Source organism: Serratia sp. P2ACOL2, assembly GCF_003691565.1.
GTDB classification, from domain to species: domain Bacteria; phylum Pseudomonadota; class Gammaproteobacteria; order Enterobacterales; family Enterobacteriaceae; genus Serratia; species Serratia liquefaciens.
In genome coordinates this window covers 2,520,103-2,544,145 of record NZ_CP033162.1, presented here as the reverse complement: position 1 = coordinate 2,544,145, position 24,043 = coordinate 2,520,103, and the positions used below count along the sequence as shown (strand labels likewise).

22 protein-coding genes are annotated in these 24,043 nt (G+C 56.8%); 6 read left to right on the top strand and 16 right to left on the bottom strand.

Features of this window, described 5'->3' with window-relative positions; all coding sequences use genetic code 11:
• Positions 1–47: 47 nt before the first annotated feature.
• Together EBA31_RS12485 and EBA31_RS12480 are read right to left on the bottom strand one after the other, a co-directional pair.
• Positions 48–248 carry a hypothetical protein gene (locus EBA31_RS12485; protein WP_122079312.1) on the bottom strand — a complete coding sequence of 67 codons (201 nt, stop codon included), beginning with the start codon at positions 246–248 and terminating at the stop codon, positions 48–50.
• Between the two features lie 375 nt (positions 249–623).
• Positions 624–1,730 (bottom strand): succinylglutamate desuccinylase/aspartoacylase family protein, encoded by a 1,107-nt coding sequence (locus tag EBA31_RS12480; RefSeq protein ID WP_122079311.1) that lies wholly within the window; start codon positions 1,728–1,730, stop codon positions 624–626.
• A 14-nt stretch (positions 1,731–1,744) separates the two neighbouring features.
• Here EBA31_RS12480 and EBA31_RS12475 point away from each other — a divergent pair, with 14 nt between their 5' ends.
• Positions 1,745–2,200, top strand: a complete 456-nt coding sequence (locus EBA31_RS12475) for an Lrp/AsnC family transcriptional regulator (RefSeq protein ID WP_020826863.1) — start codon at positions 1,745–1,747, stop codon at positions 2,198–2,200.
• 6 nt (positions 2,201–2,206) lie between these two features.
• On the opposite strand, the gene EBA31_RS12470 is transcribed toward EBA31_RS12475, so the two are convergent.
• From EBA31_RS12470 to EBA31_RS12450, 5 genes are all read right to left on the bottom strand, one after another.
• Positions 2,207–2,929 (bottom strand): ABC transporter permease, encoded by a 723-nt coding sequence (locus tag EBA31_RS12470; RefSeq protein ID WP_122079310.1) that lies wholly within the window; start codon positions 2,927–2,929, stop codon positions 2,207–2,209.
• Positions 2,929–3,618: an ABC transporter permease gene (locus tag EBA31_RS12465; RefSeq protein WP_122079309.1), complete on the bottom strand. Its 690-nt coding sequence runs from the start codon at positions 3,616–3,618 to the stop codon at positions 2,929–2,931. Before EBA31_RS12465 ends, EBA31_RS12470 begins: the two co-directional genes overlap by 1 nt.
• A gap of 55 nt (positions 3,619–3,673) precedes the next feature.
• Positions 3,674–4,447 carry an ABC transporter substrate-binding protein gene (locus EBA31_RS12460; protein WP_020826860.1) on the bottom strand — a complete coding sequence of 258 codons (774 nt, stop codon included), beginning with the start codon at positions 4,445–4,447 and terminating at the stop codon, positions 3,674–3,676.
• A gap of 27 nt (positions 4,448–4,474) precedes the next feature.
• A complete protein-coding gene (locus tag EBA31_RS12455) occupies positions 4,475–5,236 on the bottom strand; it encodes a dimethylarginine dimethylaminohydrolase family protein (protein WP_044551060.1) in 762 nt (253 codons plus the stop codon).
• A gap of 146 nt (positions 5,237–5,382) precedes the next feature.
• A complete protein-coding gene (locus EBA31_RS12450; RefSeq protein ID WP_122079308.1) occupies positions 5,383–6,321 on the bottom strand; it encodes a LysR family transcriptional regulator in 939 nt (312 codons plus the stop codon).
• A gap of 96 nt (positions 6,322–6,417) precedes the next feature.
• Between EBA31_RS12450 and EBA31_RS12445 the strand changes: the two genes are divergently transcribed.
• Positions 6,418–7,644 (top strand): MFS transporter, encoded by a 1,227-nt coding sequence (locus EBA31_RS12445; RefSeq protein WP_122079307.1) that lies wholly within the window; start codon positions 6,418–6,420, stop codon positions 7,642–7,644.
• A gap of 48 nt (positions 7,645–7,692) precedes the next feature.
• Here the strand turns inward: EBA31_RS12445 and EBA31_RS12440 are convergent, their stop codons facing one another.
• The 6 genes from EBA31_RS12440 to EBA31_RS12415 all read right to left on the bottom strand — a co-directional run bounded on the left by EBA31_RS12440 (position 7,693) and on the right by EBA31_RS12415 (position 14,970).
• Positions 7,693–9,399 (bottom strand): ABC transporter ATP-binding protein, encoded by a 1,707-nt coding sequence (locus EBA31_RS12440; RefSeq protein WP_162302887.1) that lies wholly within the window; start codon positions 9,397–9,399, stop codon positions 7,693–7,695.
• Positions 9,389–11,086, bottom strand: coding sequence for an ABC transporter ATP-binding protein (locus EBA31_RS12435; RefSeq protein ID WP_122079305.1), 1,698 nt, complete (start codon positions 11,084–11,086; stop codon positions 9,389–9,391). Before EBA31_RS12435 ends, EBA31_RS12440 begins: the two co-directional genes overlap by 11 nt.
• A 101-nt stretch (positions 11,087–11,187) precedes the next feature.
• Positions 11,188–12,060 (bottom strand): AraC family transcriptional regulator, encoded by an 873-nt coding sequence (locus EBA31_RS12430; protein WP_162302886.1) that lies wholly within the window; start codon positions 12,058–12,060, stop codon positions 11,188–11,190.
• 99 nt (positions 12,061–12,159) lie between these two features.
• Positions 12,160–13,083, bottom strand: a complete 924-nt coding sequence (locus tag EBA31_RS12425) for a substrate-binding domain-containing protein (protein WP_116690491.1) — start codon at positions 13,081–13,083, stop codon at positions 12,160–12,162.
• Positions 13,084–13,174: 91 nt separating this feature from the next.
• Positions 13,175–13,954: a TIM barrel protein gene (locus tag EBA31_RS12420; RefSeq protein ID WP_122079303.1), complete on the bottom strand. Its 780-nt coding sequence runs from the start codon at positions 13,952–13,954 to the stop codon at positions 13,175–13,177.
• On the bottom strand, positions 13,954–14,970 hold the full coding sequence (locus EBA31_RS12415) for a Gfo/Idh/MocA family oxidoreductase (RefSeq protein WP_122079302.1): 1,017 nt from the start codon (positions 14,968–14,970) through the stop codon (positions 13,954–13,956). Before EBA31_RS12415 ends, EBA31_RS12420 begins: the two co-directional genes overlap by 1 nt.
• Before the next feature lie 196 nt (positions 14,971–15,166).
• On the opposite strand from EBA31_RS12415, the gene EBA31_RS12410 reads away from it, so the two are divergent.
• Both EBA31_RS12410 and EBA31_RS12405 read left to right on the top strand, forming a co-directional pair.
• The gene (locus tag EBA31_RS12410; protein ID WP_122079301.1) at positions 15,167–17,125 is read left to right on the top strand and encodes a sigma-54-dependent Fis family transcriptional regulator; all 1,959 of its coding nucleotides are present in this window, start codon (positions 15,167–15,169) and stop codon (positions 17,123–17,125) included.
• A gap of 71 nt (positions 17,126–17,196) precedes the next feature.
• Positions 17,197–17,490, top strand: a complete 294-nt coding sequence (locus EBA31_RS12405) for a SelT/SelW/SelH family protein (protein ID WP_048758976.1) — start codon at positions 17,197–17,199, stop codon at positions 17,488–17,490.
• On the opposite strand, the gene EBA31_RS12400 is transcribed toward EBA31_RS12405, so the two are convergent.
• The 3 genes from EBA31_RS12400 to EBA31_RS12390 form a co-directional block, all read right to left on the bottom strand.
• A complete protein-coding gene (locus EBA31_RS12400; protein WP_048758978.1) occupies positions 17,487–18,305 on the bottom strand; it encodes a hemin ABC transporter substrate-binding protein in 819 nt (272 codons plus the stop codon). The two genes, EBA31_RS12405 and EBA31_RS12400, sit on opposite strands and share 4 nt — an antisense overlap.
• 95 nt (positions 18,306–18,400) lie before the next feature.
• Entirely contained in the window at positions 18,401–20,758 is a 2,358-nt protein-coding gene (locus EBA31_RS12395) for a TonB-dependent receptor domain-containing protein (RefSeq protein WP_122079300.1), read from the bottom strand.
• A 319-nt stretch (positions 20,759–21,077) separates the two neighbouring features.
• Complete coding sequence (locus EBA31_RS12390) at positions 21,078–22,538, bottom strand: serralysin family metalloprotease (protein ID WP_122080616.1); 1,461 nt, start codon at positions 22,536–22,538, stop codon at positions 21,078–21,080.
• A 310-nt stretch (positions 22,539–22,848) separates the two neighbouring features.
• On the opposite strand from EBA31_RS12390, the gene EBA31_RS12385 reads away from it, so the two are divergent.
• A complete protein-coding gene (locus EBA31_RS12385; protein WP_041414553.1) occupies positions 22,849–23,343 on the top strand; it encodes a TIGR00645 family protein in 495 nt (164 codons plus the stop codon).
• A 240-nt stretch (positions 23,344–23,583) separates the two neighbouring features.
• Positions 23,584–24,039 carry a 3-hydroxyacyl-ACP dehydratase FabZ gene (fabZ, locus tag EBA31_RS12380; protein WP_020826847.1) on the top strand — a complete coding sequence of 152 codons (456 nt, stop codon included), beginning with the start codon at positions 23,584–23,586 and terminating at the stop codon, positions 24,037–24,039.
• Positions 24,040–24,043: the final 4 nt, after the last annotated feature.

The following is a 24,043-nucleotide window of genomic DNA, read 5'->3' as shown; positions in this document are numbered from 1 at the left end:
ATTTAATATCAATCAGGACGATTGCGGTCGTGAAACGAAAATAATGATTAACGCTTGGTTTTAGTGATTTTTGTCGCTTTGGCAGGGTTACCGGCAACGAACTCCAGCGTTGGCGAATAGTAAAAAGGCAACCAGGCATGGTAACTGTTTTCCCACTCCCATTTTACCGGGCAGGGCCACAGAATATCTTCATGCAGAATGTAGTAGACCCATCGGCCATGCGGGCGGCGTGGTTTGGTGGTGCGCATAGCGTCTGACTTCTTCGGGGCGGATCGGTTATCGCTGATATTCAATGGCCCGCAGTCGCAGAGCCACGTTGCAGGCCTTGGGGGCAACATCCTTCGTGATGGGATAAAAATGGCCGATCTTCATGTTAAATTCTCTTTGTCATCAGGGATACAGAGTTACCTGGCACAAATTTAACATGGACCGCGGTCCGCAAGCCATCTTTCCCGCCAGCATGCTCACTGCCTGAGACCGGCGGCTACGGACTTGCTCGTGCTCTGCCTCAGCTGGCTTGCTTTAACGCCTCTTGCCGCAGAATCGATTGAATATAGGCATTATTGTTTTTTAACGTCACAAAGTCGCCGCTGGCGACGATACCAATTCACGAATAAATCGACTCAGGACGCCAACTCACCACCACCCGCATAGGCAGTTTTACCGGCAATCTTCATCACTTCGGCTCCCAGGGTGACAAAAGGCGCTTGCCGACAGGCATAAATCAGCCCGCCGGCCTTGGCGCGCACCGCTTTTACCGTATCGGTGATCGGGTCGATAATTTCGGCCACCGCCTCGTCGGCTTCCACCCATTCCCCCGGCTGGCGCAACAACAGCAGAATACCGCTGGCGGATGCGGTAACGATCTCCCCGGCGGCGAACGGCAGCATCGCCACTTCACATTGCGGTATCGCCGGAGAGGGTCCGGCAACGGCGCCTCGGTGCTGTAAATAACGGTACAAGCGTTCTGCGTCACCGCTGGCCAATTCATGGCTGACATCCCGCTGTCCGCGTAACTCCAGCGTAACCGCCATGCAGCCCGGTTTGAGCTGGCTTAGGTCAGGATGCTGTTGCGCCAGCCGAAGCCAGGGCAAACCGCAGGCTTCATCAAATGAGCCGCCACCGCTGTCTTGCGAAAGCAGTACCGCCGCTATGTTCATAAAGCGCGCCAGAATTTCGGCCTGCCGTTCCCAGGCCGGATCGGCGTACATATGCAAGATCGCCCGATCGTCACAGTGCAGATCCAGCACTACATCGGCATCACAGGCCAGTAGCAGCAATTGCCGCCGCAGTGCCGTGACTTCACTGCCCTCGGTCATGGCTTGCAAAACGGTACGCATGGCGGCCCGGACTTGCGGCTGAAGGGGTTCCGAGGCGGTAAAATCGTGGTTTTGCAGCAGACGCGCCAGATCGGGAAAATCGCGGTTGAAGTTGCGACCGCTAACCAGGTCGAAGCGCCCTACGCCGCCGTTGAGCAGTACCTGCGCCAGCCCTGGAGGATTGGCCAGCGGCACCAGAATTATTTCGCTTTGCAGCTCACCACGCCGTTCCGCCTGGCTGAGTAATCTTTTAAGATAATGCAGCACCAGCATGCCGGGCAGTTCGTCGGCATGCAGACCGGCCTGCAGGTAAATTTTTTCGCCTTTGCCCGGCTGGCCGAAATGAAAACTGGTGAATTGGCGCTGCCCCCCCAGGGCATGTTCAGGTAACTTATGATGTTTACTTTTCATTGGACGCCCTATCTGTGGAAAAGAAAGCCCGGCTTGATCGCATCGACAAAAAAATCCTTGAAATACTGTGCCGGGATGGCCGCATTTCCTATCAAAAGCTGTCCGAGCAGGTCAATCTGACCGCACGCCCCTGTCTGGAGCGGGTGCGTGGGCTGGAGCGCGACGGCATCATCCGCGGCTACAGTGCCATCATCGAGCTGCCGGAGCCGGAGCATGCGTTCGTGATCCAGGCTCAGATTGCGCTGGCCGACCACGGTCATTCTCAACCGGCGTTTGAGCAGGAGATGCGTAATACCCCGGAGGTGCTGGATTGCTGGCTGGTCAGCGGCAACTTCGATTTTCTGGTGCGCATTGGCTGTCGCAGCATGGAAAACTACCGGTTGCTGGCCGACAGCTGGCTGACCAGCAAGAAATTCCGGGTGGATAAAATCGTCACCCTGACCGAACTGCAATCCATCAAACGTTCCTGAACGGTCTCAATCACGACGTATAAAGCCCAACCAGCGTCGCTCTGCCCGCGAAAACAGGAATATCAGCAGGAAGGTGCACAGCAGGTAGAGCGCCGCAGCCATCAAAAACGGGATAAATGGCGAATAGGTGGCGGCATAAAGTGCCCGTGCCACGCCGGTGATATCCAATAGCGTTACCGTGCTGGCCAGCGAAGTGGCATGCAGCAAAAACACCATTTCGTTGTTGAGTGCTGGAATGCCGCGTCGTAGCGTGGCCGGCAGCACCAGCCGGCGAATGATCTGCCGCTGGCTCATGCCATAGGCTTCACCGGCAATCCACTCCTGGCGCGGGAAGGTCTCCATCATGCCGGCCAGCAGCTGCGCGACGTAGGCACTGGTATTGAGTACCAGCGCCAGCGTGGCGCAGAAGGTCGCGTCGCGAAACAGCAGCCAGAAAGGTTGGTCGTTCTGCCAACCCAACTGCACCACGTCAAACTGCGACAGGCCGTAATAAATCAGCATCAATTGCAGGTACAGCGGCGTACTGCGGAAAAAGTAGGTCACGCTGCGGATCAGATAAGACAGCGGACGCGGGCCGTAAACCTGACCTATCGCCATTAACATCGCCAGCAATAAGCCGGGGACGACCGACAACAAAAACAGTTTGGCGGTCATCGCTAACCCAGTGACGTCGGAGCCGTCACTCCACAGAAAACTCGGTACGGCTTCCAGCATATTTTGCAGGTTCATCAGCGGGCTCCTGCATTTGAGGAAACCAAGGCGTATCGCCGCGACAGCCGGCTAAAGCCCCAACTGGAAATCGCCGTGATCGCCATATAAATCAGCGCCACCAGGAAATAAAACAGGAAAGGCTTTTGCGTTGCACGCCCGGCCTGCTCGGCCAGCCAGACCATATCCTCCAGCCCGAGGATCGACACCAGCGCCGAGGCCTTCATCAGCCCAAGCCAGTTGTTGTTGATGCCGGGGATGGCAAAGCTCAGCATTTGGGGTAACAAAACACGGCGAAATACCTGGCCTGGGCTCATCCCATAGGCCATCGCGGCCTCAAGTTGGCCACGCTCCACGGTAAGAAACGCGCCACGGAAGGTTTCGGTATAGTAAGCGCCAAACACGAAGCCAATCGCCAACACCCCAGAGATAAAGGTGTTGAACCGCAGCGGCCCCAGCCCCAGCAGCCCCAAGGCTCCGTTAACCAGCATCTCACCGCCAAAGAACAACAGCAGCATAATCACCAGTTCGGGGATACCGCGCACCAGCGTGGTGTAGCCGGTTGAAACCCAGCGCAGCCAGCGCGGACCAAAGAGTTTGATCAGCGCATTGACCAGTCCAAGCGCCAGCGCCACCGCCAGTGACACCAGCATGACGCACAGCGACAGCGCCGCCCCCTGCGCCAGCAACGGTAAATACTCTGTGACCATACCCGGCCTCCCATACTTGACAGATTGCCGGGCCAGCCGGCATTAGCGCGCCGGTTTAGTTACCGTAAATATCGAAGCTGAAATATTTTTTCTGGATGGCTTCGTAAGTACCATCGGCACGAATGGCCTTGATCGCACCGTTTAACGCATCGCGCAGCGCCGGGTTGTCTTTGCCTACCGCGATGCCGACGTCGGAGGAAATGCTGCTGTCTTCAATCACCGGGCCGGCAAAGGCAAATTTCTGCCCGCGCGGGGTATCGATAAAGCTGCTGGCGGCCTGAGTATTGTCCTGCAACGACGCATTAATGCGGCCGGACATCAGATCCAGATAGACATTATCCTGGTTGGCGTAAGAAACAATTTTCACCCCTTTTCCGCCCCAATGTTGTTTCGCGTAGGCTTCATGTATCGAGCCGGTCTGCACGCCGACGGTTTTGCCTTTCAGGCTGGCAACGTCGGGCAGTAAAGCGCTGCCTTTACGCGCCACCAACTGGGCGGAACTGCGGTAATAGCGATCGGTGAAATCCACTTCCTTTTTGCGCTCATCGGTGATGGTCAGCGAAGCGATAATGGCATCGAACTTATGGGCATTGAGCGCGGCAATCATGCTTTCGAAGGGTTGTTTGACGAACACGCATTTGGCATGCAGCTGCGTACACAACGCATTGGCGATATCGATATCAAAACCGGTGATCTCACCGTTGGGCGCGAGCACGTCAAACGGCGGGTAGCCACCGTCAACGCCAAAACTGATGGTGTCGAAGGCCTGAGCCGCCGCAGGGCCGCCCAACGCCAGGCTGGTCAGTAAAACCGCTAATGTTTTTTTCATGGCTGAGATCCCCGGTAAAAGAAAAGATTAGAAACGAAGTGACAGGCAGGTCAGGCCGCCGTCCATTTTTTTAAATTCACTGGTATCAAGCTGGACAATCGGCATAGCCAGTTTTTCAATTTGCGCGAGCGTGTGCGGATAACCGCGCGGCGTAATCAGCGTATCGTTGATCCACAGCGTATTGCCGGCGTAGGACTCTTCCTCCGGGATCACGATCGAACTGAATCCGCTAAAAGCAGGATGCTGTTGGTAGTCTTCGGTCAGCAACAAGGTATTGCGGCCAACGTAATTAACGATGGACTTCAGGTGCAGACCGGCGCTGACTTCAATCGCCGTCACCCGATAGCCGTAGGGCTCCACTGCCGCAGCGAATTCGCCGATGCCGGCTTCATCGGTACGGGCCGTCAGACCGACGAAAAACTGGCGATCGACCAGCAGCACATCCCCTCCGTCCAGATGACCGCGCTGGCTCATGCGCACCACTGGCCGCACGCCTTCAAACAATGGTGCAATGGTCGCTACCTCGCCCTGACGGCTAGGCGCGCCCGGATGGGTGATCACCGCCAATTCAGGCATCACCACCGCCGTGTCTTCAACAAAGTGTGCATCCGGGAATGCGGGGGCTGCCGGTAGCACTGTCACTTTTAGCCCCAGGCGGAGCAAGGTGTCCACATAGGCCAAAAACTGACGGCCGGTGGCCGCGATATCCGGCGCGCCCAATTGGGCGGTAGTTTGTCCGCTGCCGCAGCTGTCGGCAGGGAGTCTGGCAATGGCTTGAGTAAAGTGCATGGCGATTCTCTCGATTGAAAGGGACGGTCACTGTTGCTTCGATTATCAAACAGATACCGCCGCCAATCAGGTTGAATCCGCGCGCCGACACTCTAGATTTGCGCTGTATATCGTTCCGCTAACGACAAATTCCGCTGTACGCGTTTTTAGGTCGTTGGCGCATTTGCGCCGGTGATACGCGGCATCACCTCTTTCATCAGCTCGAGGAATTTACGCAGCCGGGCGGGATAATAGCTGGCGTACGGATAAAGCAGATAAATCGGCAAGGGCGCGGCACGCCAGGTTGGCATTAAAGAAATCAGAGCGCCCTGCTCCAAATCCTGTTTGACCACCCAGGAGGACAACATCGCCACCCCCACGCCGTTCAACGCGGCTTTACGCACCGCATAAAGACTGTCGGTGCTTAATCTGGGAGCAATGTCAAAACGATAGGCTTCACCGCTATCCCTGTGAGTCAGGGTGACTTCGTTACGGTAAAAGCTATTCAACGCCAGCCAGGGCAACTGCGCTAAATCACCGATCTGCTTCAGAGGATCATGAGCTGCTAATAAGCTCGGTGCTGCCACCACAATGCGCGGCACTTCCGCCAGCAATACCGCCACCACCGTAGGATCGGTTACGGCCCCCACGTGGATCGCGCAGTCCACGCCTTCGGGGATAAAATCCGGAGAGTGGTCGTTAAGCGTCCATTCCACGCTGGTCTGGCGATAGCGTTGCAAATAGTCACCCAGCGGCCCGATTAGCTGATCCTGACCGAAGGCATGCGGCGCTCGTACCCGTAATACACCGACCGGCTCATCGCGCACGCCGCGCAGCTCATCCTCCATGATTTGCCACTGCTCTATCAGCTTGCGCGCATGCTGATAACAACGCTCTCCGTCATCCGTCAGCTTCATACTGTGGGTGGTGCGCTGGATTAATTTAACGCCCAGCAGTTGTTCCAGCACCTGCAGGCGCCGGCTAACGGTGGGTTGTGAGGTCTGCATTTGCGCCGCAGCGGCAGAAAGACTGCCGCTGTCTACGATGCGCACCAGCGTTTGCATCATGGCTATGCGATCACCATTGGGAAATGAGTTTTTATTCATACACATTACGTATAACAGTTCTACCCGTTCGGGGGCTACAGTTTGCGGCAAATACTGGCAAAAATAAGCGCACTTTACCTCTACGGGATAATCACCATGACCCTGATTTCACCAGCTAATCATACCGGCACCACACCGGCCCATGCGCTTTCCGCCAAGGTTGTCTTTCTGCTGGCGACCGGTGCCGGTCTTAGCGTGGCGTCCATTTACTATAGCCAGCCGATGCTGGGGATTATGGCGGATGCGTTCCATGCCGGAGTAAGTGACGCCGGCTGGGTCCCTACGCTCACCCAGGCAGGCTACGCGCTAGGGATCCTGCTGTTGGCCCCGCTGGGCGATCGTCACGATCGTCGCCAGATCATCCGTATAAAAGGCTTGCTGCTGGCTGTTACCCTGCTGTTCTGTGGTTTTTCATCCTCATTCCCGCTGTTGCTGCTCAGCAGCCTGGCGATCGGCCTGGCCGCTACGGTGGCGCAGGACATTATCCCGGCGGCTGCAACGCTGGCAACCGACGCCAATCGGGGCAAAACGGTGGGAACCGTGATGACCGGGCTACTGGCTGGGATTTTGCTTTCACGGGTGTTCAGCGGCGTGGTGGCAGAATATTTCGGCTGGCGCAGCGTTTACCTGCTGGCGGCCGCGGCGGTGTTGGCGATTAGTTTCGCCATCGGGGCCGTATTGCCCCGTTTAAAACCCAATACTTCTCTCAGCTACCCGGCGTTGTTGCGTTCATTGGGCCAATTGTGGGCCGCTTACCCGGAGCTGCGGCGTGCAGCGCTGGCGCAAGGCTTGCTGTCGATCGCGTTCAGCGCTTTCTGGTCTACGCTGGCAGTGATGTTGGCGGAACGGTATCAGTTGGGTAGCGCCGTCGCCGGGGCTTTTGGTTTGGCCGGTGCGGCAGGCGCATTGGCTGCCCCCTTGGCAGGCATGCTGGCCGATCGTCACGGGCCGGACTATGTCACTAAGATTGGCGCTGCCATGGTGGTGGTTTCTTTTGCCCTGATGTTCCTGCTGCCGTTGCTGTCGCTCCCCGCGCAACTGGCGTTGATTGCCCTGAGCGCGGTAGGTTTTGATCTCGGCATTCAGGCCACGCTGGTCGCCCATCAAACCATTATTTACGCTATCAATCCGGCCGCCCGCAGCCGCCTCAACGCCATCATGTTTACACTGGTGTTTATCGGCATGGCAAGCGGTGCCGCGCTGGGCAGCAAGCTCCTGGAAGCTGCCGGCTGGCCTGGCGTAGTAACGTTGGCCACGCTGACGGCAGCCGGCGGGCTGGCAATGAGGTTGTTCGCCAAAACCGCCCCACGCGTGACGGCCTGATAATGACTTTCGGCAGGCTCTGGCCGCAGCAACTGCGACCAGAGCCTTTTAAGCTTCTACGCTGTTTTCAGCACAGAACTCACGGTACCAGCTGTCTTGCGCCAGCAACTGCGCATGGCTGCCGCTGCGACGTAACCGCCCCGCCGCCACAATGGCGATGCAATCTGCCTGCGCCGCCAACCGAGGATTATGCGTGACGTAAATGCAGCTGGTCCGCCCGCGTTGACGGGCCAACAATGCCATGACACGGCTGACGCTGAGCGAATCCAGGCTGGCTGTCGGCTCATCCAACAGCAAGATTGGCGTTCTGACGCACAGGCTACGCGCCAGGCAGAGACGCTGTCTTTGCCCCCCGGACAGTGCCGCGCCCCCCACGCCAACCTGACTATCCAGCCCTTGCGGCAAGCGGGCGATCTCCTGTAGCAAGCCCACTGCGGACAGCGCCTCCTGCATTTCATGTTCTTTTAACGCCGGATTGGCCAATTGCAGGTTCCAGCGGATACTGCCCTGAAACAGGGGCGTATCTTGCATCAGCAGGTTGCGCCAGTTCGCCAGCGTCTGCTCGCCCAACTGGCGGATGTCTGCCCCGCCAATGAGGATCTGGCCCTCGGTGGCGTCGGCATTACGCGCCAGCAGCCCCAACAAGGTACTTTTACCCGCGCCGGAGGGGCCAACGATCGCCAGCAATCGGCCCGGCGGAATATCCAGGTCGATTTCGCTGAGCAGGCTTGTACCGTCAGGCAGGCGATAGCCAACCTTTCGCACCAGCACATGGCTGTCCGCAGGGGTTTCACCCGGTTGCGTAAACTGCAGCGCCGGCGTTTCCAGGACTCGCAGCACCTGCGTTAGCGCCTGCCAAGCATTGCGCAGCGACTGGCCGAGATGCGTCATGGTCGACAGAGGCTCGATAAAGCGCACCAACAGCACCATTTCGGCGATCCACAGCGGTGTCGTCAGTTCGCCACTGCCCACACGCCAGGCTCCCAGTAGCAGCACCAACAGAAACACTCCCTGAACCGCGCCGGCAAAAGCCAATGCGACAGGCAGTGAGCGCCGCTGAAGCTGCATGACGTTACGGTATTGAGCGACCAGCGCCTGCACCAGTCGTTGCCCGCTCTGCTGATTCAACCCCGCAGTGCGCAACAAGGCCTGCTGCTGACCAAACTCCGCCAACTGAGCGGCACTTTTGCGTTCCGACTGATGGTGCTGCTCTTCCAGCACCAGAGTGCGCCGCCCTCCCCAGCGCAGCCACAACCCCAACAGCACCGCTGCGCCCGACAGACACCCGGCCAGCGGCAGATCGATAAACGCCAAACCGACAATCACCGTTGCCGGGGTCACCACCGCGGCAATCAGCGGCGCCAGTAAATGCGCCGGGATCGCCATGGCGGTCAGCACCGGTCCCCGCACCAGGCCGGGCAGTTGCACCCGATCAAGCAAGTTGGCGGGAATGCGGGGAATATGGTGAACCAGTGCTCCGATCAGCACCCGTACCAGAGTGCTGCCCGCCAGATACCCTCTTAGCGTAGCCACGAACATCACTACGCCATAAAGCGCCGTAGTCGCCAACAGCGGCCATAACGCCGACCAGACCTGTTCAGCGTTGCCACTAAACCAGGCGACAATCAGCGGCAGCAGCATCAGGCCGGCGATACCGTCTAGCACCGCGCACGCCGTCATCCACAGCAGCGTTTTCGTCAACCTCGCGCGATCCTGCGGCGTAAGAAATCTCAGGCGTGCCAGCTTAATAGCCATAGGTGTCTCCCTGACTGTCCCACAGGCGGCGGTAAAGCCCGCCGGCGGCAAGCAACTGCCGATGGTTACCGCGGGCGACCAGTTGCCCGCGCTCCAGCACCAGAATGCAATCGGCATCGATGACATCAGCCAGTCGGTGGCTGACGATCACGGTGGTCCCAGCGCGCTGGCGTAACCGCCCCAGCAAGGCAACGGCGGTTTGCGGATCGAGCGCCGAGGTAGGTTCATCCAGCAGCAGAATGGGCGCCGGAGACAACAAGGCGCGGGCAATGGACAGACGTTGCAGTTCCCCGCCAGATAGCTGAATGTCTTTACCGGGTATGCTCTGGTAACCCAACGGGCGCGCCATGATTTCTTGGTGCAAACAGGCGGCCCTGGCCGCGGCGTGAATGGCGGCCGGTTCGGCATCCGGGCGGTAGAGCGCGATGTTTTGATCCAGCGGCTGCGATAGCGCACAGCCTTGCTGCAACACCGGCGTGATCAGCCGGAACCGCCCGGCATCGGACAAGCTGTCCAAAGGTTGACCACCGACGAGGATCTGCCCGCGATCCGGATCCATAAAGCGCGCCAACAGCAGCAATAAGCTACTTTTCCCCGCCCCTGATGGCCCAACAATCGCGGTGACGCTGCCGGCGGGCAGCACAAAGTTGATGTTCCGCAGGACGGGCTGACCGGCGTAAGAAAAGTCGAGTTCACGCACGTCGATACTGGCCGGTGCGGCCAGATCAGGTTGCTGCGTGCCTTCCGTCATCTCTGGCATCGCCAACAATGCATTCAGCCGCGCCGCTGCCAGCCTGGCGCTGCGCAGGGCATCGCCGCCGTGTCCCATCGCCTGCAACGGTGCGGCAATGGCTTTGACCATCAACAAAAACACGCACAATTGCGCGGCAGGCAGCAAACTGTGACCTAACCCCAGCGCGGCGGCGATCGCCCAGACAGCCAGTAGCGGTGCCCCCAGCAGCAGTTGCGTACCGGCGCTGAAACCGCCGATGCGTTGCACCCAATGGCTGAATGCGGCAGCAAACAGTTCGGTTGCCGCCTGAGCCTGAGCCTGCACTCCGGCCTGTGGATACTGCCGTACCGCTACCGGGTGACTGGCCAGCGAGCCATAGCTTTCCAGCATATGCTCCATCGTACGATCGCGCTGTTCGACAGCGCTACGAAAACGAGAAGCACGCATAGCCATAAACAACCCCACGGCGGCACCAAGGGGCAACAGGACAAACAGCGCCAGCGACAAGTTCAGCGTCAACAAATAACCCAACGCCACCAGCGGGACGACCAGCAAATTCACCAGATCCGTCGGCGCATGGGCGACCAGCTGATGCAGCGCCCGCACGTCCTGTTCAACGTAACGGGCTACGCCGTCCTCGCCCTGATGAACAAACCAGTTCAGCGGCAGACGCTGCAATTTGGTTGCCAACTTCAAACGCAGTTGATGGCAAAGCCCGGCGTCGACCCGATGCGTGAGATACAAAGCCAGTGTCTGGCCCAGCAGCCAAAGTAAACCGCTGATGGCGATGGGCCACAACACCCTCATGTCGCCCAGGGTTTGATCTCTGGCGGCGATATACCCCAGCAGGATCCAGGGCACCAGTGAACAGATGCCCGCCAGCGCCTGCAAAACCACAGCCGCTCCCAGCGGGCGATAATAAGGCCGCAACAAGAGGTGTAATGCCCCTTCCATCGTTATCACTCCACAAAATTCCGTGCCTTACGATAACGGAATTGCGGGGAGGCTCAGGTAAGGATGCTTTCGCCAGCGCGACTTTTTGTTTAGGTCACCGGTCAGCGCGCCACCAGAGTGCTGGGGGAGACGCCGAAGCGTCTGCGAAAGGCGATGGAGAAATGCGCCGGACTGTAGCCCACGCGGTAGGCAATGGTCGAAACATTAGCCTCTTCGGCACTGAGCATGCGGTGCGCCTGCTGCAAACGATACTCCTGTAGCCAGGCGTACACGCTGGCGCCAAAAACCTGGCGGAAACCCTGGGTCAATTTGCGGGTATTAATGCCCGCCTGCGCCGCCAGACTGTCCAGCCCGGGGGGATTTGGCAGGTCGGCAATCAGCAGATCGCGCGCGGCGTGGAGACGTTCAATATCGGCATGCGAGAGCCGCAGTTCGGTGGTGCCCAGCACGGGAGCATCCGACAAGTGGTGCAGGCTCATGGCGATCAGTTCCATCGCCTTACCGGCCAGATACAGATCGCGCGTGGCGCCATGCAATGGGCAGGTTGCTATCTGCGCGGACAATGCCAGCAGTCGTTTTGGCGCAAGGCCTATCAGCATTTTCGGCGGCTGTCCCGCCCGATATTTCAGCGCGGCGGGAAATATTTCGGCATGCTGATCCTGTCCGTCGCTCTCCAGTTGCAAAATGGTGTAGCGCAACGGGATATCGCGCTGGAAACGGTGTATTACCCCGTTGTCCCCCAGGTTGCCAAATGCGCAAAGCGAAGGCTCGGCAATATGCCGCATGGCCTGTCCAGCAACCCGGCATTGCATTTGGCCGCTGTGGACCAACGCCAGCTTGATGCCGTCGATCAACGGATCCTCTTCCCATTGTGATTGATGTTCCAGCCAGGTGCCGCTGTGCAGCATGATGTGCGGCGCGAATTTCAGACGTTCAGGTCCCGGTTGCGGGTGTTGCTCTAGGGGTATCGGCATGGTTGTCATGATGTGTACGAGGAGCAGGGTTTTCACTATGGCACAACGACCGGAAATTGAAAATAATTCCCATTCAACTTTCCGGCCGCCGTCCCCGGCCTACTTCTGATTAACCGCCTGGAATTCTGCCAAATTCTGCTGTGTGATGGTTTTGTAAGGTATCCAGTTATAAGGCTCGACCTTTTGTTTTTCCAACAGCGCCTTGGTTACCTGCACCGCCCCGATGGCCTGCCCTTTGGCATCCTGGAAAATGGTCAACGTCATGCCGCCGTTTTTAATGAACTGCTGACCGTCCGGCGTGCCGTCGATACCCGCCACCAGAATGGTTTTGTTTTTGGCCTGATTCAGCGCCATGATGGCACCAATCGCCATTTCATCGTTGTTAGCGGCAATCGCGTCAATCGGCCGGCCGTTCAGCAGCCAACCGGACACCACGTCCACCGCCTCGTTGCGCTGCCATTTGGCGGTCTGCTTCTCCAGCACCTTCATGTCTTTGTATTTGGCGATCACCGCTTCCACCGCGCGGGTGCGCTCGCGTGCTTCTTCATTGGACAACGCCCCCATCAGGATCGCCACGTTCCCACGGTAGTTCATCTTTTTCGCCAAGGCTTCCATCTGCATTTCACCGCCTACCGCAGAGTCAGAGCCTACGTAGGCCATGTCCTTGCCCAGTTTCACCTCCGGTTTGCGGTTGACGAAAATCAACGGAATATTGGCCCGTTCGGCAGCGTCCATCATCGGTTTCACCCCCTGAGTGTCAACCGGGTTGAGGATAATGGCGTCCACCCCGAGGTTGATAAAATCGTCCACCTGCTGCACCTGCAACGCCACGTCTCCTTTGGCATCGACAAACTGGCCGTCCATGCCCAACTGCTTAAGTTCGCTCACCATCTGTGAACGCAAAATAGAGACAAAGTTAAGGTCGAAATTGGCCAGCGCCACGCCGACCTTGTAGGTTTTCGCCTGGGCGCTGAAGCTCATGACGATGCTCAGCAGTATCAGTAGCAAGCTTTTGGTTTTCATGATGACATCCTGTAGGTTGAGGTTTATTTATTATTAAAATCAACGCATCATTTTGAATGCCGGGCAGCGGCCCTGCCCGGATGTGTTCAGGCTATCGGGTAAAATGGTCGCGGAACTGTAACAGCGCCTCGGTGCTGTCACCGGATGCCCACCCTTCCATCGCCACCACGCCCTGATAACCGATGTCTTCTAACGTGCGTGCGATGGCGCGGTAATTGATTTCACCGGTACCAGGCTGTTGCCGCCCCGGCACGTCCGCCACCTGGATTTCCCCTATTGCCGGGCCACAGTGACGGATAAGTTCGATAAGATCCCCTTCGCCAATCTGCGCATGGTAAAGATCGAGATTCATCTTCAGGCCCGGACGGTTTACCGCCTCCACCAGAGCCAGGGTGTCGCAGGCTTTGGCGAAGGGTGTGCCAGGGTGGTCGCGTGGCAAATTGAGGTTTTCCAGCGTGAAGACTTTCCCGGCCCGCTCCGCCATGTGCGCCAGCCGGTTTAGCGTATCGGCCGCCTTGAGCCACATCACACCGGTTACCACCGCCACCGGTTTCACCGGTAATCCCTGAGGATCCAACCCGGTACCGTGAAGATTCAGGCTCGGGCAGTTCAAGCGTTGGGCAACGGCCAATGACTGCTCCGCGCTGTGCAACAGTTGGGCAATGTCTTCGTCGTCGGTCAGGTTGCCGGTCAGATAGCCGGTCATTGATGTAAAGCGCGCCCCGCTGGCGGCCAAAGCATCAAGGTCTTTATTGGCCCAGTTCCACATTTCAACGCCAAAACCCAGCGCATCGATACGCGCCACGCGTTCGATAAACGGCAGATCGAGAAATACCATTTCTGCGCATACAGAGAGCTGATAACTGGCCATTATTGCCACCCTAATTTGACCGGTTTGCCCTGCTGCACCGACTCGATACAGGCCAAGGCTATCGCCAGCGCATTGCGCGCATCTTGTCCGGTAGCACGCGGGCTGCAACCCTGCCGGATGCTCTGGGCGAATTCGGTCAACTCCGCCACGTAAGCGTCACGCAGCAGATCGGTGTCCTGCCGCGAGGTTTCTATGGCGATGCCTCCGGCGTGATAACGCACGCAGTTGTTCAGGTTGATATTGCCCGCCTGCAACATGCCTTTGCTGCCAAACACCTCGCCGCGTACGTCGTAACCGTATACCGCCTGGAAATTGGCTTCGGCGGTGGCGATAGCCCCGTTGTCAAAGCGAATGGTGACCACTGCTGTGTCCAACAGCCCTTTGTCTTTGAAGTCCGGCCGCACCAGGGCGTCCGCCAACGCATAAACCTCTACCGGCCTGGCGCCAGGGTTGAAATGCAGCAAGGTGTCGAAATCATGAATCAAGGTTTCAAGAAAGATGGTCCACGCCGGGATAGGCGCCGGATCCCGTAGCAAGGGATCGCGCGTCACCGAACGGGATAACTGCGTAGTGCCATTCTCCCCCGCCTTTACGGCGGCGATAGCGGCGGCAAATCCGCTGACAAAACGGCGATTAAATCCGACCTGCAGAACCACGCCCGCTCGTTTTGCGGCGGCAATGGCGCTGTCTGCCTCATCCAGCGTGATGGCCATCGGCTTTTCGCAGAACACATGCTTACCGCCCTGTGCCGCTGCAATCACCCACTCCGCATGGGTGCGGGCCGGAGATGCTATTACCACCGCATCAATAGCCGGGTTGTCCAGCATCGCCTGCAAATCGCTGTAGGCTTCAACGCCCAAACGTTCCGCCAGCCGTTGCGCCGCACCCGGCAGAGGATCGGCCACCGCCGCCAGCACCGCACCCGGCACGCGCCGTGCCAACGACTCCGCATGGAAAGTGCCCATTCTGCCAGCACCGATCAGACCAACACGCAGGGGTTGGGATGAATGACTCATAGTGATTCCTTATGTGAGGTAACGCCCTATTGGGCAACGGAGTTCACCCTGGGTATTGCAAAGGGGATGCCAGCTCAAAACACGCGGAATTTGTGAGACGTTGCACAGATAGGCATAACAAAGTGACAACTAAATTGACATGTCAATTTCACATGTCAATAAAATGAACATTACATTCCAAACAGCGGAGCGCACCATGCAGACAGCCGCCGGCCTGATGCCGATCAAAGACGAGAGCGATCCGATCTTCAGCCTGCCTGAAGGGGCGGAATCCGGTGAATGGGACAGCCTGTTTTGGCAAGGGTGGCAGGCGTTTAATGAAGGCGGCCAGCCCGGTTGGATACGCAAGTCGATCCTGCAATCCTGGCGACGCTCGCGTGAATACGGCATCGATCCCGATGAGTTTGTTTATCGCGCGCCACCGCCTGACCAACTGCTGGCGATTCTGGCACACAATGCCGAGCTGATTGCCGTGGCGCGCAGCATCATGGAAAATTTGCTGGCCTATAATCCCGACGGTCACATCAACCTGACCGATGCCCATGGCGTCACCCTTCACTACTGTGGCGCGGACATGACGCCGATCGGCAGCATCTTGCGTGAAGAGGTTCAGGGCACTAACTGCACCGCACGCTGCCTGCTTGAACAGCGGCTGGTATATGTGCTCAGCGGTGAAAACTGGAAGATGGGCCTGCGGCAACGGCATCGCCAATGCGCCGCCGCGCCGGTGCGCAACGCCGAAGGTGTCATGATTGGCGTGCTGACGCTCACCGCCACGCCGGACAATTTCAATGCCCACACTCTGGGTACCGTGCAGGCGGCTGCGGAGGCCATCGGTCAACAGCTCAAGCTGCACCGGCTGTTGGCCGAGCAGCAGTCGATTTTGGAAACCCTGAATGAAGGCGTGATGGTCTGCGATAGGCACGGCCGGCTGAAAACGGTCAACCGCTATGCTCGCCAAATTTTTGGCGGGCTGGAACCCGGTGATACGCCGATCGATGAGCTGTTGTGCCCCCAATCCGGATCGTTGTTAACCATGCCGTTTTGCAACGATCGTGAAATGGTGTTTATGCCCGCCGGCAAGCCGGCCCTCTCCTGCGTGATTTCGCTGATGCCTGCACCGGATAATGGCCGGGTGCTCTCCCTGCGCGAAAATCAGCGCATCCGTGCCATCACCCGACGAGTCATGGGCGTGAGCGCCAGCTACACCTTCGAGATGATTTTCGGTCATTCCAGCCGTATGCGGGAGGCGATCATGCAGGCGCGCACCTGCAGCCGCAGTGGCAGTACGGTCTTGCTGACGGGGGAAAGCGGCACCGGCAAGGAGCTGTTCGCTCAGGCAATCCACAACGGCGGTGAGCGCTGCAACGAACCCTTTGTCGCGGTCAACTGCGGCGCCCTGCCGCGCGATCTGGTGCAAAGCGAGCTGTTTGGCTACGTCGATGGCGCCTTTACCGGATCGCGTCGCGGCGGTTCGGCAGGCAAATTCGAACTGGCGGACGGCGGTACGCTGTTGCTCGACGAAATCGGTGAAATGCCGTTGGATGCACAAACCAGCCTGCTGCGCGTATTGCAGGAAGGCGAAGTGTTGCGGATTGGCGCGGCGCATCCGGTCAAAGTGAATGTGCGAATTATTGCGGCTACCCATTGCGATTTGCTGCAGGCCGTGGAGAACGGCGCGTTTCGTCGTGACCTTTATTACCGCCTGAACGTCCTTTCCCTCCCCGTTCCGCCCCTGCGTGAACGTCGGGAAGATATCGCCGGACTGGTCAACGGCTTTATTCACAAGCTGAGTACGCGGATGAAGAAGATCCCGCCGCAGGTCTCACCGCAGGCCATGGTTTGCCTTAACGCCTGGCACTGGCCCGGCAACGTGCGCGAATTGGAAAACCTGGTGGAGCGGATGGTGAACCTGTGCGAAGGGTTGCTGATCGACGTGGATGATTTGCCCAGGGAGATCGCCCAGGCTTTTCCTGAACAGGAAGCCGTCCCCTCAAGCCGTCTGGAGGACAATGAACGCGCCCATATCATTCAGATCATTGAATCCAGTAACGGTAATCTGCGACAGGCGGCTCGTCTGCTCGGGCTTTCGCGCACCACCTTGTACAATAAAATCAACAGGTGGCAGATTGATTTGACCTTGCTGCGTCCCTGAGGAAGTTGGCTTGACAGCACTACGGCGGCGTTCGATGATGCAGGCTCTCTCTCGCCGCTATGGTTCTGCCCATGAAAACATCCCCTGCCGTCACCATTCACTATTGTTCGCAATGCAACTGGCTGCTGCGTGCGGCGTGGATGGCGCAAGAGTTGCTCCACACCTTCAGCACCGATTTAGCCGCCGTCACCCTGGTACCCGGTACCGGCGGCATTTATGAAATCACCGTCGACGGCGTGGTACTTTGGGATCGTAAAATCGAGGGCGGCTTTCCGGATGCGGCGGCATTGAAACAGCGCTTGCGCGATCGTTGTTTCCCCGAGCGCTCATTAGGGCACGTAGACAATAAAGGCACGAAAGCTTAAGGGGTTACGGCTTGAGCCGCCTGACGCAGTTGGCCAATGGCCGCCGGCATGGCCAGGCCAAAACTCAGCAGTGCATTATCATCAATCACCAACAGACGCCGTTGTTGACCCGCCGGGGTAAAAGCCAATCCCGGCAGCGCCCAAATATTCGCCTCACCGCCCATCCGTCGCAAACTGCCTTTGCCTATCACCAGCAGTTGGGGCGCAGCGGCCACCAGACCCTCCTGGGTTAACGATTGATAACGTGCTACGCCGCCCATGGCATTTTGCAGCCCGGCGCTGCGAATGGCACCATCGGCGGCGGTGTCGCTGCCGGCCCCCATGGCCGTGATCCCAGTGTGCGCCATGATAAACAGCACCCTGACCGGCAGAGGGTTCGTCGGCACCGCGGCGAGCTGGCGATCCAACGCTGCCTGCAGGGCTTTCCCCTCTTTTTCGCGGCCCAGGATAGCGGCGATCGCGGTTATTTTTTCGTCGATCGCGTTCAGTTCGGGTTTGCCTGTCACGGTGACGACTTTTACTCCGGCCTGTTCGACCTGCTGCAACGCCAACGAGGGTTGTGACAGCATGCTGGCGATCACCAGCGTGGGTTTCATCGCCAGCATCCCTTCGGCATTGAGCTGTCGCATATAACCGACATTGGGCAGCTCCGTGGCTTGCGGCGGTTGCAGGCTGGTGCTGTCGCGTGCGACCAACGCTTGCTGGGCGCCAAGCGCATAAACAATCTCCGTGACGTCTCCGCCAATCGAGATCACGCGTTCGGTGGCGAAGAGCGAAAACGGCAGTGCCAGCAAGCCGATAATCCAAAGTTTCATGGGGTGTCTCCTTCAACGGGAGATGGATGACCAAGCCGCCTTTCACTGGCGAAGGGCGGCATAAGGAACGTTAAGGTTTCATCCGTCGGATGAGCTTAGAAATCCACGTTTACGCCTAACTGGAAAGTTCTTCCCGGCATAACGGCCAACGCATTATCGTAAGCATCCTGTTGAGTCGAGTCCGTGAGTTCGCGGCTGCTCAGGTAGTCACGGTATTTTCTGTCGGTGATGTTATACACACCGCCACTCAGCTTCACATTGCGAGCCACCTGCCAGTACGCGGACATATCCACCAGGCCGTAACCCGGCACGCGCAAATATTCCGTGGTTGCGTCGGTGAGCGTACTGCCGCTGGCGTTGTTGTAGCTTTCACGGTTGGTGGCCGTTGCCTGCTTGCCTTTAACGAAGGTCGCCGTCACCGCAGCGCCGTAGCGTTTCGCCGGATCGTCCCACGCCACGCCGACAATGGCCTTCATTGGCGCAACGCTGTCGATATCGACATATTTATCGCCGGAGTAACTGGACTTGGACTTGCCCTGGTTATACCCCAGGGCAAAGTTGGCGCTCAGGCCGTTAACCTGCTCAAACCAGGTGCCAAAATTCAGCCGGGTGCTGATTTCACCCCCGTAGATGTAGGCCTTGTCGCGGTTTTCTGCCTGATAAATGGTGTAGATATTGGACGGCACGTTAGCAAACTTGTCCGGACTGCTGGCGCGCTGATAGCGGGTATAGGCAATGAAGTTTTTATAGGTGTTGTAGAACAGCGAGGTGCGCAGGGTCACGCCTTCGACAACCTCTCCCTTCACGCCCCATTCCAGGTTGTTGCTGGTCTCGGTATTCAGATCGGCGTTGCCGATCAACGCATACTGCGCGGTGCCTGCGTAGCTGGAGCCGAGGTTCCATGAGCCATAAAGTTGGCTGGCGTTCGGGAACTGCGCACCGCGTTTGTACTGGAGATAACTCATCAACGTCGGCGTCAGATTGTACTGGAAGCTGAGTGACGGCAGGACCTGGGTATCGGTGTTGCTTTTGCCGTACAGCGTTTCCAACTCGGACTCCGTCAGCACCGTGCTGCCGGTAGCCAGGCTGCTCAGGTTCTGCGGCTTGGTGCTTTGGTGAGCCACGCGCACGCCCGGCACCACCGCAAAGCCGTGCCCGTCGAGATCAAACTGGATCCTGTCCTGCACATAACCGCCCAGCACATAGCTGCGACTGTCGGACTCCGGCTGCATGATGGCGGTAAATGCACTGGGTGCAGGCTCTTCACGGAACGGTCGCTCGGTATCGGTCAACCTTGCATTGAGTCCCCCGCTCAGCGTGTGCCGTCCCCATGTTTTGGCTATCTGGGTTTCAAAACCATAGGTGTTGACGTTGTAGTCGGAGTAAACCCGTTCCATGCTGCCAGTGCTGGTGGGCATATAGGTGTTGTCATGCGCCTGAGTCTGTTGGTAATAGACTTTTGAGGTCAGGGTATCGACAAAATCGTTGTACGGCGTCCATTCATCTTTCAGGCTCACTCCCCAACGGCGCGTATTGCTTTGCTGTTGGGCGGTCCCCAGAATGGCGCTGCCGGCCGAGTTCCAACTGTCGTAATGGGTGTGGTTGGTTTTGTCATAGTAATCCACCGTGCCCGTGAGTTTGTGTTCGTCGTTCGGTTGCCAGATACCGGAGGCCATCAGCGCATTGGTGTGCCAGTTGGCCGGATAGGCCTGGTGGGTGCCGCTGTTATTGCGCGTTTCCTGGCCGTCACGGCGACTGTAAACAAACACCCCGCGCAGTTGTTCATCGCCCGCAGCGGCGGTAATGCCATTGTGCCAGCTGCGATTGGACGAATCGTAATCGCTCTGGTAACCAAAGTAGGTCTGTTTGGTGGGGGAAAGGTACTGATCGGCTGATTTCGGTAAAAACGAAACGGCGCCGCCAATAGAAGTATTACTGCGTTCAATCGAGGTTGCGCCCGATTCGATCTCCACCTGGCCGTACATGTAAGGGTCGATATAGTCCCTGCCGATGCCAAAGGTATTGAGCCCGGCGCGGCTGACGTAGCTGCGTCCGGTGGCATCAGGCTGTGGAATGCCGTCGACGTCCAATCCGACGCGATTGCTCTCCAGGCCACGGATGTTATAACCGGTATACCCGCTGCGATCGAAACCGCTTTTCCCCGATGATGAGCCCCCGCTAACACCGGTGGCACTGATCAAGGGTTCGTAGCGCATAATCGAGCCGAAATCATTGCCCCCTTTTTTCTGCATGTCTTGCGCGGTAATAGTGGTGATTGTCCCCGATTTGTTTTCAATAACCGGCGCCACTACCGTTATTTCTTCTTCACTTTGCGTGGTCTTTTCTAATGATGTTTTCTTAACTTCCGCATTGGCGTTAAAGGCACTGGCGATTAACGCACCCCATAAGGCGGAATGCCCGATAATTCCCCGGCAATTAAAAGTTCTGCACATGTGTTAGCCCTGCATTAATTATTAGTATTCGCTCGCAGTTGCTTCGCCACTCGGGTTTAACCGAGTTAAAGAGATTAAAGGAAATTAATAATGTTAAAATAAAGGTCTTTCTTCGCAGACTCAGTAAATTGATAATAATGACAATGCTTACCATAAGCAACGTCGTTATAACCTTATTAAATACATTGATGAGATACTTCCAAACCGCTTACGAAATCCTTACAAAGCGGCGACGGCAGCCGACGTGGCGAAGAGACGTTGTGGGGCGCAGGGGAATAAAACCGTAATAAAACGGTGGGCATAACCCACCGTGACAGAATTAAACAATAAAATCAGTGGCGGTATTTGCCTGGCCTACGATATTCACCAGGAAGTCCGGTGTCGCATGACCACTTATATTCAATGCCAATTCACTAAAATCACTTTGTGAATTATACGTCAACGTGGCCTCACCTGCCTGACCGCTGAAGCTGTCAACGAAATGAATAAAGTCGGTACCGTTATCGCCCTGATTAAAGAAAGACAGGTCAATCTTGTCGATACCGGTTTCAAAGTCGAGGATCTTATCCGGCGATTTGAACGGTGAATCGCTCACGGCGGAGAAAACAAAAATATCACTGCCGCTGCCACCGGATAACTGATCCTGCCCACCGCCACCGTAAATAACGTCGTTCCCCGCGCCGCCCTGAAGAATATTGGCGGCGTCGTTGCCGACAATGACATCATTCCCCGAACCGCCAATGGCGTTTTCGATGACAGCGCCTACGGCGATGGAAATATTGCCCTTCAATCCGCCAACGTCAGAGAACGAGCCTTCGGTCAGATTAATACGCTGGTCTTGCGAGTACCCTGAGAAATCAAGGGTGTCGTTACCGCCCGCGTCCCAGACGGAGAAAATCAGTTTCTGGCTGCTGTCCGTCGCGGTGTAGAAATCTCTGCCGGAATTAGAGTTGAATCCATATACCGTGTCACCGGTGCGCGTGGTGGTATTGGCACCATATAAATACTGAATGGCAGCAATATCATCGACCAGCGGAGCCGCGGAATAATAACCGCCGTGATCGCCGCCGGTGACAGATTCATCCCAATAGCTCATCACGCTGAACTGGCGAGTATCTTCGGCGTAGGTAGCCTTGGCATAACTCGGGCTTTGTCCGGCATTGTAAACCCCTGGGTGATCCAACCCCAAAGTGTGCCCCAATTCATGGGTGATGCTCAGGCGGCCATAGTTGCCCAATTCAGGATGTAAATTGGCATAAACACCATCACGGGGATCTGCATAGTCGTAATTAATATTGAACCAGCTTTGACCGTCGGTATTATGCCCGCGATAATCCGTACCTGCGCCGGTAAAAGGTTTAATCGCATAAGCCTGACCGTCGCCCTCATAATTACCAAAGGTAATGTTGGACTTTTGCCCTGGGGCTACCTCGACGAAATTAAGGTTCGCCACATCGGCCCAAGACTGCAGGGAAAGCTTGGCCTGCGCTTTTTGATCGGCGGTAAAGGCGCTTAGGCCGGTGTCTTGGCTGGCAAAGCGACCATTTAAATTGCTCTGATTATAATCCCAATCCGGGAAGGAGTAAGTGACGGTGGCGCCTTGGCCGAGGACGTGAGTTCCATTCCAGGTTTGTTCACTGCGCGCTATTTGCTTGCCTGCCGCTGCTATATCAAAAGAAGGCTTATTATTAATGGTTAAACCATTGCCTCTATTATGGTAATTCAGCAAATCATTAACACTATCCCAACCGTTGGTTTTTCCATTTAGGGAATTATCCATATCCATCTCCATTAGGTTAATTCATTTCCGTTATATATAATTCGCTCGCGATATAAAAAACCACTGCAATGTCATCATGCAGCATTTAAATGCTAGTCTGATTTTCGGATAGCTCAATATATATTGATAAAATATTTTTTTGCGGAGTAAATAGCTTAAAAACACGCAGTGATTAAAGGGGCTTATTTCTTTCGTATGGCATTCCCTCATCCCGGCGAAATCCCCTTTCAATCCTCGCGGGCTCTCTTGCCTTTTGACGGGCCTCTTGCGTTATACTGTATCCCACTTTTTGTAACGAACTCAGATGACTATGGAACGCTTTCTAGAAAATGCCATGTATGCCTCCCGTTGGCTACTTGCCCCGGTTTACTTCGGCCTGTCCCTGGCCTTGCTGGCGCTGTCGATTAAATTTTTCCAGGAGATATTCCATGTTCTGCCGAACATTTTCTCCATAGCCGAAGCGGATCTGGTTCTGACGCTGCTCTCGCTGGTCGATATGGCGCTGGTTGGCGGCCTGCTGGTGATGGTGATGTTCTCGGGCTATGAAAATTTTGTTTCGCAGCTGGATATCAGCGAAAACAAAGAGAAACTGAGCTGGCTGGGCAAGATGGATGCCACCTCTCTAAAGAACAAGGTGGCCGCTTCAATTGTCGCCATTTCCTCCATTCACCTGCTGCGGGTGTTTATGGACGCCAAAAACGTGCCGGACAACAAGCTGATGTGGTATGTGATCATCCACCTGACCTTTGTCCTTTCGGCTTTTGTGATGGGCTACCTCGATAAGCTGACGCGCTACAAAAACTGATCCCCCTTAGCCGCCGCTCTCCTGCTGGCGGCTAACTTCCTCCCCCTCGAAACACGCAATATCTTCAACAAGTTGTAATTACTGGCGTTTGAATCGGCTGACGTTATTCGCTGTTTTTCAACCCAGAAGGCTTTCATTTGGTGCATCTGATGATAATAACATTATAATGTCATTACACTTCGACCGGCACAGAGGCCCACGCAAGCTGAGCTTTGCCCGCTGACAGGATCCGAAACACACATGCCGCTAAATGGTAATCCACTGCAGTACCAGGATGTTCAATCTATCCTGCCACACCGTTTTCCCTGTCTGCTGGTTGACCGCATCCTGCCTGCTGGCACTTGCATTGCCGAAGGCCGCCTTAGCGCCATCAAAAATATCACCGCCAACGAACCGACATTCTGGACCGGCCATCATCAGATGACGGTATTTCCCGGCGTATTGATGGTGGAAGCGTTGGCGCAAACCACCGGTCTGTTGGCACATTATTTTCTCAGCCCGTTGCTGCCAGGCGAGCATTACTATTTTGCGGCCATCCATCGCGCCCGTTTCTATCGTTCGGCACGGCCCGGTGACCAACTCTGTATGGAAGTGACATTTGTCCGACAGCGCTCCGGCATTGCCCGATTCTCTGGCCGTGCGTCGGTCAATGGCCGCAGGATCTGTACCGCAGAATTTATGTGCGCCCGTAAGTAAGGCT